At 44.0% G+C, this 12,655-nt stretch carries 13 protein-coding genes; 8 read left to right on the top strand and 5 right to left on the bottom strand.

The features are described from left to right. The first annotated feature begins 117 nt into the window (after window positions 1-117). The 4 genes from ADS79_RS16625 to ADS79_RS16615 all read left to right on the top strand — a co-directional run bounded on the left by ADS79_RS16625 (window position 118) and on the right by ADS79_RS16615 (window position 4,103). On the top strand, window positions 118-1,572 hold the full coding sequence (locus ADS79_RS16625; protein WP_049739538.1) for an MDR family MFS transporter: 1,455 nt from the start codon (window positions 118-120) through the stop codon (window positions 1,570-1,572). A 48-nt stretch (window positions 1,573-1,620) separates the two neighbouring features. Beyond that, on the top strand, window positions 1,621-1,869 hold the full coding sequence (locus ADS79_RS16620; RefSeq protein ID WP_049739537.1) for a hypothetical protein: 249 nt from the start codon (window positions 1,621-1,623) through the stop codon (window positions 1,867-1,869). A 6-nt stretch (window positions 1,870-1,875) separates the two neighbouring features. Then, window positions 1,876-2,199 carry a VWA domain-containing protein gene (locus ADS79_RS34495; RefSeq protein ID WP_084765949.1) on the top strand — a complete coding sequence of 108 codons (324 nt, stop codon included), beginning with the start codon at window positions 1,876-1,878 and terminating at the stop codon, window positions 2,197-2,199. 146 nt (window positions 2,200-2,345) lie between these two features. Further along, window positions 2,346-4,103, top strand: a complete 1,758-nt coding sequence (locus ADS79_RS16615; protein WP_049739536.1) for a Rieske (2Fe-2S) protein — start codon at window positions 2,346-2,348, stop codon at window positions 4,101-4,103. 261 nt (window positions 4,104-4,364) lie between these two features. On the opposite strand, the gene ADS79_RS36715 is transcribed toward ADS79_RS16615, so the two are convergent. Next, window positions 4,365-4,505 (bottom strand): choice-of-anchor Q domain-containing protein, encoded by a 141-nt coding sequence (locus ADS79_RS36715; protein WP_420835288.1) that lies wholly within the window; start codon window positions 4,503-4,505, stop codon window positions 4,365-4,367. Between the two features lie 2 nt (window positions 4,506-4,507). Next, window positions 4,508-5,083 carry a tetratricopeptide repeat protein gene (locus ADS79_RS16610; RefSeq protein WP_328136577.1) on the bottom strand — a complete coding sequence of 192 codons (576 nt, stop codon included), beginning with the start codon at window positions 5,081-5,083 and terminating at the stop codon, window positions 4,508-4,510. 333 nt (window positions 5,084-5,416) lie between these two features. Between ADS79_RS16610 and ADS79_RS16605 the strand changes: the two genes are divergently transcribed. The 3 genes from ADS79_RS16605 to ADS79_RS16595 all read left to right on the top strand — a co-directional run bounded on the left by ADS79_RS16605 (window position 5,417) and on the right by ADS79_RS16595 (window position 8,515). Then, a complete protein-coding gene (locus ADS79_RS16605) occupies window positions 5,417-5,656 on the top strand; it encodes a hypothetical protein (protein ID WP_049739534.1) in 240 nt (79 codons plus the stop codon). 115 nt (window positions 5,657-5,771) lie between these two features. After that, entirely contained in the window at window positions 5,772-7,097 is a 1,326-nt protein-coding gene (locus tag ADS79_RS16600) for an ArgE/DapE family deacylase (RefSeq protein ID WP_049739533.1), read from the top strand. 5 nt (window positions 7,098-7,102) lie between these two features. Then, window positions 7,103-8,515, top strand: a complete 1,413-nt coding sequence (locus ADS79_RS16595) for a purine-cytosine permease family protein (RefSeq protein ID WP_049739532.1) — start codon at window positions 7,103-7,105, stop codon at window positions 8,513-8,515. A gap of 1,370 nt (window positions 8,516-9,885) precedes the next feature. Here the strand turns inward: ADS79_RS16595 and ADS79_RS16585 are convergent. The 3 genes from ADS79_RS16585 to ADS79_RS36710 all read right to left on the bottom strand — a co-directional run bounded on the left by ADS79_RS16585 (window position 9,886) and on the right by ADS79_RS36710 (window position 11,579). Beyond that, window positions 9,886-10,110 (bottom strand): hypothetical protein, encoded by a 225-nt coding sequence (locus ADS79_RS16585; protein WP_049739530.1) that lies wholly within the window; start codon window positions 10,108-10,110, stop codon window positions 9,886-9,888. A gap of 334 nt (window positions 10,111-10,444) precedes the next feature. Then, window positions 10,445-10,849: a hypothetical protein gene (locus ADS79_RS16580; RefSeq protein WP_049739529.1), complete on the bottom strand. Its 405-nt coding sequence runs from the start codon at window positions 10,847-10,849 to the stop codon at window positions 10,445-10,447. A gap of 535 nt (window positions 10,850-11,384) precedes the next feature. Then, on the bottom strand, window positions 11,385-11,579 hold the full coding sequence (locus tag ADS79_RS36710) for an aspartyl-phosphate phosphatase Spo0E family protein (RefSeq protein WP_049739528.1): 195 nt from the start codon (window positions 11,577-11,579) through the stop codon (window positions 11,385-11,387). Window positions 11,580-12,113: 534 nt separating this feature from the next. Between ADS79_RS36710 and ADS79_RS16570 the strand changes: the two genes are divergently transcribed. Further along, entirely contained in the window at window positions 12,114-12,503 is a 390-nt protein-coding gene (locus ADS79_RS16570; protein ID WP_049739527.1) for a hypothetical protein, read from the top strand. Window positions 12,504-12,655 lie beyond the last annotated feature (152 nt).

The following is a 12,655-nucleotide window of genomic DNA, read 5'->3' as shown; positions in this document are numbered from 1 at the left end:
ACACAAGAGAAGTAGAAGAGCATTGGATACAACTGTCTATCTATTATAATGATTTATATCACCGTTAATCAACACTGTGTTCATTATTGTATTTCAACATGAATAGGAGAGCGATACATGCTTAAAAGAGACTCATCTGCTTCGACCTCTAATGTAAATGCTGTAGTCACCGTAAACCGTGAATCGTTTATTTACGCCCTGATTGCAATTATTCCAGGCATGATGATGGTTATGCTCAATAGTACAGCGATGAATGTTGCGATTCCAAGCCTAACCCAGGATTTTCAGGTTTCATTTGAGATATTGCAGTGGGTCATCAACGGTTATTTGCTGGCGATGGCTGTTACGGTTCCGCTCTCAGGATGGTTTTCAGACAGAATCGGGGCAGGACGGGCTTATTTAATGACGGTTATGCTATTTATCATTGGTTCACTGTTATGCTCGCTGGCACAAAACTCTGGACAGCTTATCGCATTCCGTATCATTCAGGGATTGGGTGGGGGGATGATCCAGCCGATTGGCATGGCGATGATTTTTCGGCTGGCACCCCCAGACAAAAAAGGGCAGATTATGGGCATGCTTGGCATACCTATGCTGATTGCTCCAGCAACAGGGCCGATTTTATCCGGATGGCTTCTGGAGGCTACGGGTTGGCAATGGATCTTTCTGATCAATCTTCCCATTGGGGCGCTCGCAGTGTGGCTTGGCTTGAGTCATCTATGCAAACATGATTATCTACAAAAAACTCACAATAAACAGCAGTCGTTTGATCGACTTGGCGTTATGCTTGCACCAACAGCTTTTGTACTTTTGACTTTGAGTATAAATCAGCTTAGTTCAAATACGTGGGGATCCATTATGATGGGGGGGACAGGGGCTTTATTGCTGATTTGGTTGTGTATCCATGAGCTCCGTCATGAAAATCCCATTCTGGAATTAAGGGCTTTTCGTGCCTATCGCTTTCGAAGGGGCATGATTGTCAGTTCAATTCAATATGCAGCCCTGAATGGGTCGATCGTATTTATTCCGTTATTTTTGCAAAATTATCGTTCTTACAGTCCTTTCGATGCCGGATTAATTATGAGCATGCTTGCGATTACCTCTGGTCTGCTGATGCCAGTAGGTGGAAAAGTATATGACCGTTTCGGGATCCGGCCATTAGCTTGCTCCGGTATGGGAACCATTGCTGTGGCTTTGCTACTACTTTCCTGGATAAATGAGATAACAAATCATCTACTAATTGCAGGCATAGTCGGTTTACTTGGGATCGGGATGGGGTTATGCATGATGTCACTAAACACATATATTCTACAATCTGCTCCGGCTTCTATGATCAGCAGAATTACGCCTTTAACTGCAGCAGGAGCTAATCTAATTATACCGGTGGCAATTGCCTGCTTAAGCAACTTTCTAGCAATGCGTACCTTTAGTCACACTGTAAATGAATATAAATATAATCCAGTTGCTGCTGAAATGGCTGCTTATTCAGACACCTTTTTGCTGACAGCATGCATTGCTTTAGGCGGAGCATTTTTCAGTCTACTGCTGAAGCCATTAAAGGACAAGAAATAAAGGATAACGTAGAAGGGTGTAAGAAGAAAATGAGGAGTTGAATGAAAGATGGGAAAAGAAATAAACGCAGATGTGATTCTTTCAGGGAATGCCGTTTTTACATGTCTAGAGGATGAGCCCAAGCCAGCCTCCATTGCGATAGTTGGAAATAGAATTGTAGCGGTATGTTCGAAACAAGAAGTAAAGGCATTCATCGGTCCCGAGACAAAGATATATGAATTCGATGATCGATTGATTATTGGTAATAGTTCCTTTTTTGAATTATTTATGAAAGAAAAGCATAAAAGTAGCTCTTAGAAAACGTTGTTCTTCCGACTCAATAAGCTTGATAACCTTCAGGGACGATTTTTCGACAACACAAACTTCTTTAGTTGCACTCATCTTGAACGGATCTCCGGCAAAGAGTTGTTCAAACGTTCTCTTGCAGAGTTCCCATCGTATCTCACTGAAGATCGTTCAAAATGGCTTCATTCAATAGTAACAAATCGAGACCAGCCCAAATATCATTTGGCTGGTTTTTTTGTTCATGTACACCCAGTTATAGTTTTGAGAGTTGCCTATCGATATGGGAGCCAACCCACTCATACCGCACATGATACGGCGGAAAGGCATAACAAGGCCATTTAACAGCACTCTATAGCAAATTGTCCCTAGTACTTTACATAAGATTAATTACCAGCGACAATACCATACATTACAAATTAAAATGTTGACAATGTTAATAAGTGGTGATAAATTTGTTTGAAAATACAGATTATTAAGGAGGGGTAAGAATGCAACAAACCCAAAGCCAGCCGTGGATCAACGCGGGTACACTGGCGTCGATCCAAGAGAAGGGCCATAAGGTAATCCACGGCGGGATCGCCGTGTTTTATCATGAGGAACAGGTTTATGCCGTAGATAATCGCTGTCCACACTTGGGATTTCCCTTGCATATGGGTAGCTTGTGCGACGGGATACTCACCTGCCATTGGCATCATGCTCGCTTTGACGTCTGTAGCGGTGGAACGTTGGATCCGTGGGCGGACGATGTTCCATCCTATGAAGTGAAAGTGGAAAAAGAGGTAGTTTGGGTGAATCCGCATCCAAAGCAGACGAACAGCATTGAGAAATACAAGCTTCGATTGCGGGAAGGACTGGAGCAAAATCTGGGTCTTGTGATTGCCAAAGCTGTCGTCGGATTAGTGGAAGCCGGCGTTCCAGCAACGGAAATCATGGAGGTTGGCATCAAATTCGGTACCGTCTATGGAAGAGGCTGGAATTCTGGGCTCACCATCCTTACCGCGATGGCCAATGTACTGCCGAAGTTAGATAAAGCAGGAACGATACTCGCTCTTTATCAAGGGTTGCTTCATGTGGCTCGCAACAGCTCCGGTGCCGCAGCTCGGCATCTTCTAAAGCCGCTACCGGTGGCTGACGTTCCGTTCGAGCGTCTGACGGAATGGTACCGCAACTGTATCGAGGTCCGCGACACACAAGGGGCTGAAAGAGTGTTGCTCACGGCGATCCACCAGGGGACTTCTCTGGAGCAGCTTTCGGAGATGATGTTGATAGCGGTGACTGACCACTTTTATTTGGACGGTGGCCATACCTTCGATTTCCATAATAAAGCCTATGAAGCGATTGGCCTTATCGGCGAAGCGCACACCGATCAGACGCTGACCTCACTGGTTCGGCTCCTCGCCAATCCGACCCGGAGCGAGGAACTACATCAGTGGCAGTCCCCAGTTGATCTGGTCGACCCCCTAAAGGAAGTTTTCGCCCAGCTGGATAGCTTTTCTTTGGCCGAGCCATTTACGGATATTTCCGCAGCAGATGAGGAGAGAATCGTGAAACAGCTGTTAAGCGATGAACCCCTTGAAACGGTGAACCTTGTGACAGAGCTCTTGAATTCCGGCGTACATCCAGCCCACCTGGCCCAACTGGTTACTTTGGCCGCAGCGGAACGAATCGTCCGCTTCCATACCCAGAATGATTTCGGGGATTGGATCTCCGTTTTGCATACCTTTACGTATAACCATGCCATGCATGAGCGTTTGCGTCGCTCGAACCATCCATTGCTCATTCGGGCGATCTATCACGGGTTAATCAGAATTTATTTGGACCGTTTTTTGAATATACCTTCCGCACAACGTCCGGATGCCTCGGCCGTCCCCGCCGTCGACACTACCAATCCGGAGCGGCTGCTTGAAATTTTGGATCAACGCCAGCAAGTGAACGAAGCTGCCCGCTGGACAGCCGGCTTCCTTCACGCAGGCGGCGACCCTAACGCTCTGCTTAATACTTTAGGTCATGCGCTCTTACGCGAAGATGCCGAATTCCATTCGTTTCAAATGTACGAAGCGGCGGTCGTCGAATATGAGCTATGGGCAACACGCAACGACGCCTTCGCCATCCGTGCTGGAGAAACAATGCTTCTGGCGGCAACCCGCTATTTGGCGGTCCATGCGCCCACACCCCGTGAACAGCCGCATATCGCCCGTATTGCTACTCGGCTGCACCGGGGTGAGCGACTATTCGAAGAGGCGTAATTCTAACCTAAAAGTAACCTCTAGTTGGAGAGATGACTTCTTTGTCATCTCTTTTGCCGTCAAGAAAGGCGTGCGACCGTTTAATGATGGAGAATGAGATAACTTGGGCAGGAGTGAAATGGCCGAATTTCAAATAGATCGCGCAATGCCTATGAAGTCCGAGAGTCTTAAGATAACAGGCGTTTGCGATGTAGTAGAGTATGTGTTACATTCCTTGATCTATGGACGAATCGGAAAACAACACACTCGCTAAATCGAACATTACTTCGCTTCATAGGCACCGATATCCACAATCTCACCTTGAAATCTTAAATTTCCATCAAAATCCGTTCCACCGACGTTTGGCAAGCTTATTCCTGCGGTAATAGCGGGCGAATTAGACTGCAAATGCAAATCCGGCATTTTCAAGTCCATGAATTAGTGATCAGCGAACCGGGTAAGGGTATCAGTATCTTCAATGGGAAGGGGATACTCCGTTGAATAATTGGATTGAGCTGGCGCGTCAGCTTCTCTTCCGCTTTTCTCAGATGGAAATGAGCTTCTTCAGCATGTCCAGCCTCCAAATAGGTACGCCCCAGCTCCATGTAAATCCAGCCGATATCCGGCTCAATATCAAACCTGTTGGCGTGACTCAGCGCATCTTTTCCCCATTCAAATGATTGTGTGTACTCACCCGGCAAACGCAGGAGCTTCACCATCGAGCTGTACGGAAATACCTTTGAAGCCTCGTCACAGTGTCTGGAGATTTCAAGTGTCTGATGAATGAGCGGCCCGGCCTTGTTCAGATCATTTTTCGCCAAATAGATTTCGGACAGGTTCCAGAGAGAATGCATCTGGGTGTAGGAGATGCGATATTGCTCCGAATATGACAGGCTTTGCTTGATATAATAGATGGCTATGTCCAAATCGTTCATGAATCGGTAAACCTGGCCCAGCATGCTTAGGTTAAACGCGATCAGCCCGTAATTGTTGGTCGGCAAGCAAGCGTCCATTGACTCCAGAAAGTATTTCTTCGATTGAACCAAATCTCCGTGATAAAACTGGATATTCGCTAACCGATGCTGGAAATGGGCAATGGTCAGGGGGATGAGCCTGCTTGAAGGACGTACAGTGAACAGGATAATTCAAAACGATTCGTTCAGAAAATAGATTTGATTTAAAATGTTCTGAAAAATATTTTTCGTTAAATTTTTTCACTGAAAAATTTCTGTCGCAAAATGAGCGTCTAAATTGCTGGTTTTACACGAAAACAACGATGGCATAATTGTTGCAAATCTTTTCTTGCGAGTTCGAAATAAAGGAGGAAGAAAACAGTGACAGTTGATTTGCGCGGTATCAAGGCGATTGACGTTCATGCCCACTCTTACCTGCTTCAATCTACACAGATGACAGTGACAGAGATTGTGCAGAAGCTCTCATTATCCGTTTTACCCGATATGTTTAAAGAAACAAACTGCACCAACCCCAAAATTCCGTTTTCGGGGACCAATATGTATATGCAGATCACGATGCAGCGTCTTGCAAAATTTTTTTCCTGTGAACCGATCGCCTAGGAGGTCGTTACGCACCGAATCGGAGCGTCGAGCACATCGTCGGCTTAAATCAAGGGACAGCAGATTCCGATTGATGGTGGCGAATTGGCTTAATTTGAAAAAGGGAGGAATCAATATGGCGGCAAAAGATTGGAAAGGAATCGTACAGGAATGGGTCGAGCACAATCAGCAGCATATCGTCGAACTGTTGCAAGAACTGGTTCGTTTCAAAAGTGTGAATCCGAATTTTTTGGAGCGACCTGAAGCGAGTGAAAGTGACAAGCTACAGGAGTTCCTGAAGGATTACTTGCTTTCGATGGGACTTACCGTAGATAAGTGGGATGTATATGAGGGACAACCCAACGTAGTGGCGTCCATAAAAGGAAAATCTCGAGACAAAACGCTTATCCTGAATGGCCATGTCGATGTCGTTCCGGAAGGGGACATGAGTCGCTGGAGCGTCGATCCCTGGAAGGCTGAGATTCATGGAGGCAGGCTGTATGGGAGAGGCTCCATGGACATGAAGGCGGGAGTGGTGAGCAATATCATGGTGGCCAAGTTTCTCTCGGAATTGGGAGTGGAATTGAACTCTGATCTGGATCTCCATATCGTCATTGATGAAGAGAACGGCGGAGCTGGCACTCGCGCTGTGCTGGACCGCGGGTATCGCGGTGCCGGCGTAATCGTCACGGAACCGACCGACGGCACCGTCAATCCGGTAGAAGGCGGACTTCATTGGGCGCGGGTTTCGGTAAAAGGAGTCGCTGGACACTCGGCTTGGCGCTATCGTCACATTTATCCCGGTTATGAGCGGACCGGCGTGAATGCGATTGAGAAGGCAATGAAAATCATTCAGGCAACCTCGGAGCTGGAACGAGACTGGGGTTTGAATCGACGTCACCCGCTGCTGCCTCCAGGGGCAAACGCGATCAACGCGGGCGTTATGCTGGCGGGAGCAGGTGTCAAAAACGGCATTCCTGAAACGATAACGAATCCAGCGATTATTCCGGATTATTGCGTCATTGAGTACGACATCAAGTATTTGCCGACGGAGAACTCGGAAGACATCAAGCGAGAATTTGAAGCAGCAGTTAGTGCAGCGGCCATTACCGACAGCTGGCTGCGCGAAAATCCGCCTATAGTGGAATGGGGGCTGCGTGGTGTTGACTTCCCGCCAGTCAATACGCCATTGGATCATGATATCGTCAAAATCATTGCCGACGGTCAAGCAGCATTTGGAATCTCACCGGTGTATCAAGGATTTGTAGCCGTGTGCGATGTGGCCTGGTATGCAGGTCGCAACATTCCGGGCGTGATTTACGGGCCGGTCGGTGCGCAACCGCACGGGCCAGACGAGTACGTGGAGCTAGACTCGCTGTTCGAGGTGACGAAGGTGCTGATTTTGTCAGCGTTGAAATGGTATGGAATTTTAGGCGGTGACGAAAAAGAAAAGGAGTGTTAAAGCGCGTGGAAATAAATCAGAGTGCTCATACTGATAAAGATGTGTTCAAAAAATATCGCCAACCGAAAAACGTAGAGCAGTATGGAATCGAACAAGTCCCTGAAGAAAAGAGAACAGTGAAATGGTATGACATTTTTTTCATGGTTATCAATTTTTTAATGAATCCTGGCATGATTCTGATTGGCGGCGTTGCGGTTGCGTCTGGCTTATCATTCTGGGCGGCGATTACCTCCGTTATCCTGGGGATCGCGGTCGCGTTTGGCGCTTATCTCGTCATGGCTACGATAGGCGTTGATCACGGCGTATCAGGTGCGGTTGCAACGCGGATGGTCTATGGCGTCAGAGGATCAAAATACACAGTGTCGCTTTTTCGTGCGATCACGGCCATCTATTGGTTTTCCATTCAAACCATCGTGGGGGCGGCCGCTATCGTAGTGGTCATCAACAAGCTGTTTCAGACGGAAGTGAGCGTTATCGCTGTAAGCTTAACTTTTGCAATATTCCAAATTGTTATTGCCACTTTCGGTTACAACTGGCTTAAGTTTCTATCTCGCGTGGCACTGCCAATCAAACTTATCGCACTGATTTTCGTCTGTTATCTGTTCATGACCCATGATGATCCGAACTATGCGATACCCAAAGTGTTCGGATATGAAGGAACAATCGGTTGGGGGTGGGGCGCATTCATCGTTTCCTTGAACTCATTGACAGCGATTTGGTTGTCGATGACCACAGATGCGGCGGACTTTTGCCGCTACTCGCGAACCCGCGTTGACATGTGGATCGGCACCATGGCAGCAGCGTGCATCGGTACATTTACCTCAGCGTTTGTCGGCGCTTATTCTGCGGCTGCAACACTCGGAAAAGTGCCAAATGGGCTGGAGGGAGCAGCTTCTATTGCGAGCAGCGGCATAGCCCTATTCATCATCCTGCTTCTGGTCGTGCTGGATAACTGGACGATCAACGTCTTGAACATCTATACCGGATCGCTCTCGGTTGTAAATATGATTCCAAAGCTCGGCCGCTTTTGGGCCACGCTGATCGTTTCCGTCATTGGCGTCGGCTTGTCCATTTTCCCAATGATGCTAGATAAAATGCAAGCGACGATGACGGTCTCCGGAATTTTCTACGCGCCATTGGCTGCTATTTTGATAACTGATTATGTGTTGGTGAAAAAAGGAAGGCTGGTTGTCGACCAGCTCTTTGATGATCATGGCATCTACCGCTACACAAACGGCTGGAATGTACCGGCACTCATTTGGACAGTGATCGGATTCTTTATCTATCAAGTAACGCCGCCAGAATACTTCCAATCAGCAATTTGCCTGATCCTCACGGGGCTGGGCTATTATTTGCATCAAAGGCTAACTGGACAAGTCTATAAACAGCAGGAGAAACTGACAAGGATCAGTGCGTAAAAAAGAGAGAAACTTATAGAAAAATGATACGGACCGATATTGCCCAAGAGCTGCGAACAAACCGTAGCTCTTTCTCTTTTTTCTTGCTATAAAAAATAGGTTTCATCCCGATTCCAGCTAAGAGAACGAATGGGGGCATCTCACGCCATCGATCCTACACAAACGGATGCCGTGTAAAAAAATCAGAGCGCTCACGAACACTAAATGTATGGAGCCGACAACGCCACGATTGATATTAGTTGAATCTCTAAGTGCATTGCTCATCTCATGTATAAGTACTTGGAGACCTACTACCATCAACAGTACCACTATGCACTAAGACAAATATTAAAACATGAACTCCTTAGATCCCAAGGAGAATGTTCTTGACGACAGCAGATAGCTAAATCCACAAAGGTATTCAACTCAAATAAGTTGTTACTTGTTTGACGTGCTTAAATCAATAATGTTGTCTCGTGTTACAGATTTGTAATATTAACATAATGTTCAAAAATAACTAACCCAAATGAGAATCATCGTCCCGATAAGTGCTGCAGTGAAATCTTGCTTCCAATTTGTTTTCGCAAAGGGACTCCATTTGCCACCAAAAAGACTTGCCAATCGAGCTATAAGGAACATGGCAATTAAGATGGTTAGGACGTGGACTATGAGCAGCACATTTTCACCTCAGATCAATATGATTCTCAATAGAGAATGGAATGTGATTATACAAAATGTATGGAGGTAAAAGGGATGAACAAAGTGTGTAGCAATTGCTTGTTATGCGGAAATGAAGGGAGGCTTGCATAGATTATCCTGAGTGAATTATTAAACACAATAGTTATGCTTTAAAAAGGAAAATGTCACCTAATTTTTTCCGATTTAAGGATCGATATTTGACTTTTGGAAACATGAGAGAATTAAGTAGCCCAAAACTATTCCGCAAATAGTGGAAAACTTTGTTCCAACCGAGAGAATCGAAATGGAAGGAAAGTATGTCCCTAATGGCGAGAAGTAGATGAGAATTACAGTAGCTCCGAAAAGGGTAGGTATTCCAACGGCTACGATTCTTATCCAATCAAAGTTCCAGCGACCCTCTGCTTTAATTACTTGAACAAATTTTGGAAGGGCGAACAGTAACCCGATCAATGTTGGATAAAGCGAACTGTATAAGTTTGACGGAAAGGAATTGAATGTTTCCTTAGCTCGTTCAACTAATACGAGCTCATATTGCATGAGTGCGTTCAGTATGAAATAAACAATAAACATATAGCTTAAATATCCAGCAAGGCGTGTAGTTCCTCGAATGAGAATCCCCTCTTCCTATTATTATGCGATGAAAGTACCAGTAGTTTCGGGATATAACTTAATTTGAATTTTGTTAAAACAGTTCATTTAAAGCTTTGTATAACCAACAGTATTAAAAACATAAATCCACCAATGAGTACGCATGAAAAAACAAAATAACCAAACCAACGAATAGGTTTTGGCAACTTTTTGATATCAGCCGGTCGGATGGGCATGCCCACTATCTTTTGATAATGATCAGTTACGCTGTTGAAAGGCTGAATTTCTGGAGCTATATGACGTTGATCGTGGTCAGGATTCTCTTTCATAAAGGGACACCTCCAATTAGATGAATATCTCCATATTTTGGAGAGCAGGAGTGTTTTCAGAATGCCCATTGTGTTCAGTTATTTAAGGTCTTGTCTTCCTTTTGACAAACAACTGAAGCGATTTTTTATATCTCCCAAAGATCAAGGATGTAGGCGATGCGTCCCAGGCAAGTTCCATTAGGTTCTTTCCAATTCCTTTGCCTTGACATACTTGTTTAACCAGAATTTCAGGGATTGTACTAAAGAAGTAACCGTCTGAAAGAATTCCAGCGCTGCTAACTAAAACTATAAGCTTCTGTGATCATTTTTTCAAAAAGCTGAGATTAACAAAACATTACATGTGTCTAGTAGCAAATCCAAGAGTAAGTGAAGACAGTGGGCCAATGAATGCAAGAAAAAGTGAAAAAGCAGCATTTTTAATCTGATGTACTAGAAAAAATGTTGCAGAGCCAACTACTGTCATAAGGTTTAGAATCCATGGAAAAGGTAGGAAATAATGAAGGATTAGGGCAAAGAATTCACCTAATAGAACAAAACAAAGTAAACTTAACCAGAAACTCGATATGTTCTTTGAATGGAGAATTTTTAAGAGAAAAAAGCCAAAAATTCCTCCAATAAAAATGAAGGGAGTAATGAGTGATAGAAGTTTTATGTTTTCAAGTGGATCATTGATTAGTAAAAAGAAGATCAAAGTTGCACCAATTAGCGAACCAGTACAGCCTTTAAAATACGTAAGCATAATACTCCCACCTATTTTTTCCGGTTAGTAGCGGTTCCATTTTAACATTACTGTTAATTATTGGCAAATACAAAAGGCATCTATTTACCCATAGAGAAATTAAATAAACCCCCTTAAAGGGGGCAAATTAAAACATCAATTTATGAGCTTCTTTAAATTCCTGAATATCTTTAAAAAGAGACTTCACAAACGTTTTCATGTCATCAAATACTTGTCTTGAAAGTTCATTTTCAAAAACAATTTCATTTATGTGGTTAATGTGAACATGTGGAAAGGTTTCGATTCTAAAAACAAGGGGTTTTTTAAGTTACTGTAATATCTAATTAAAACAGATGAACGAAGTGCGTTGGGTTATTCCGTTCGAAGCTCATCTACGCGATCGATATTATAGTCACCAAAAATTTCTCTATCCTCTTCTGCTAACTTTGATGCACCTTAACATTAATAGTAGTAATTGTATCTAAAATTTGGTATTGCGAGAATCGTATTTATTTTACACCATTACTTCAGAAGTTAATATCTGGCGTTGAAATAACTACCGATTAGCCTGACTAATGGGGTGTTGATCTTGAGAAAGTATCTTGGTACGAATGTTCAAGTAGAAATCTATTCTTTGACTCAAAGAGATTATTATCGGACCTGTTAGACTGCAAATTTGCGCAAACGAGTTAAGTTCGTTCCGGAGAGCTTCTATCTTTAGGTCTAGACAATCTACATCATCAGGTCCCATCTTTCTTTCCCCTTTTCGATTGCAATTTATCCAAATTATAACAATGCGAGTGTTGAAAGACTACAGATCTTCTGTAAATTAGTGTAAGAGATTATAAATGCATAAAAATAGCCCCCAACAGGGAGCGCGCATATATGTTCGGCAAAAACATTATACCAGGGGCATACCACGAGAAGGAACTGGAAGATGAGGGCACAGATACAAGAACAATTGTCTTTTCTTCAACCAGTAAAGTATCTCAGCACTTCAAGGGTTAAAGACATCAACGTTTACTTAGAACTTGGACTAACAAAGGACCAGTATTACGAAAGTAAAAAAGATGTAATTGCTCAAATTGCCAAAGCACTCGGTATGATCTGAGTGCCTTTTTATTTTTCATTAAACAAGACGATGTTGACAATTAACCGATGTTTACATGATTAAGCACGAAATCTAGTCTTCCCTGCAAAATTGAGATGAAAGATGGATAGACGAGGGACAAGTAATCTGTACAATGGAAATAAATTACACATATCTAAATATGGAGGAATTCAAATGAGCTATGATTTAATGGCTTTTGAGCCGTCCAAAGCGCCGAAGGAAAGGAAGGCGTTTATGGATTGGTATGAGCAGCAAGTGCAATGGTCGGAAGATCATGAATATCAGCATTCTTCGGTCTGTTCGGAGGCGCTGCAGCGCTTTTACAGTGAGCTGTCTGAGCATTTTCCCAATATGAATGTAGATGATGAAATTTTTGAAGCTATGGAGGAAGCAGGAACTGATAACCGCTTGACCGACTATTCGCTTGGGTCTGCCGTCATCTATGCGGCTTTTGCTTATTCTGTAGCTGAGGAAGCCTATTCGACTATGCGGGAATTAGCGTTAAAACACAAGGTAGGATTTTTTGATGTCAGTAGCGACGACGGCGAAATATATTTCCCTTGAAGCGAAGTAAAAGACTAACGAGTATCGAGAGTTGAATACAGCATTGCCACGAACCACCTCACAGGTGGTTTTTTTGTTGAGAGTTGGATACAGGCAGATATTAAAAAGTCCCCGACAAAATCCATACAAAATTCGGGACGGCTAGTCAGAGA

Source organism: Brevibacillus reuszeri (genome assembly GCF_001187725.1).
Classification (GTDB): domain Bacteria; phylum Bacillota; class Bacilli; order Brevibacillales; family Brevibacillaceae; genus Brevibacillus; species Brevibacillus reuszeri.
The sequence above is the reverse complement of the archived record's forward strand: the minus strand, read 5'-3'. Positions and strand labels throughout refer to the sequence as shown.

Bases quoted from the DNA above. Each gene is read 5' to 3' on its own strand.
- ADS79_RS16625 (WP_049739538.1), top strand. From the start codon at position 118: ATGCTTAAAAGAGACTCATCTGCTTCGACCTCTAATGTAAATGCTGTA.
- ADS79_RS16620 (WP_049739537.1), top strand. From the start codon at position 1,621: ATGGGAAAAGAAATAAACGCAGATGTGATTCTTTCAGGGAATGCCGTT.
- ADS79_RS16615 (WP_049739536.1), top strand. From the start codon at position 2,346: ATGCAACAAACCCAAAGCCAGCCGTGGATCAACGCGGGTACACTGGCG.
- ADS79_RS36715 (WP_420835288.1), bottom strand. From the start codon at position 4,505: ATGCCGGATTTGCATTTGCAGTCTAATTCGCCCGCTATTACCGCAGGA.
- ADS79_RS16600 (WP_049739533.1), top strand. From the start codon at position 5,772: ATGGCGGCAAAAGATTGGAAAGGAATCGTACAGGAATGGGTCGAGCAC.
- ADS79_RS16585 (WP_049739530.1), bottom strand. From the start codon at position 10,110: ATGAAAGAGAATCCTGACCACGATCAACGTCATATAGCTCCAGAAATT.
- ADS79_RS16580 (WP_049739529.1), bottom strand. From the start codon at position 10,849: ATGCTTACGTATTTTAAAGGCTGTACTGGTTCGCTAATTGGTGCAACT.
- ADS79_RS36710 (WP_049739528.1), bottom strand. From the start codon at position 11,579: ATGGGACCTGATGATGTAGATTGTCTAGACCTAAAGATAGAAGCTCTC.
- ADS79_RS16570 (WP_049739527.1), top strand. From the start codon at position 12,114: ATGAGCTATGATTTAATGGCTTTTGAGCCGTCCAAAGCGCCGAAGGAA.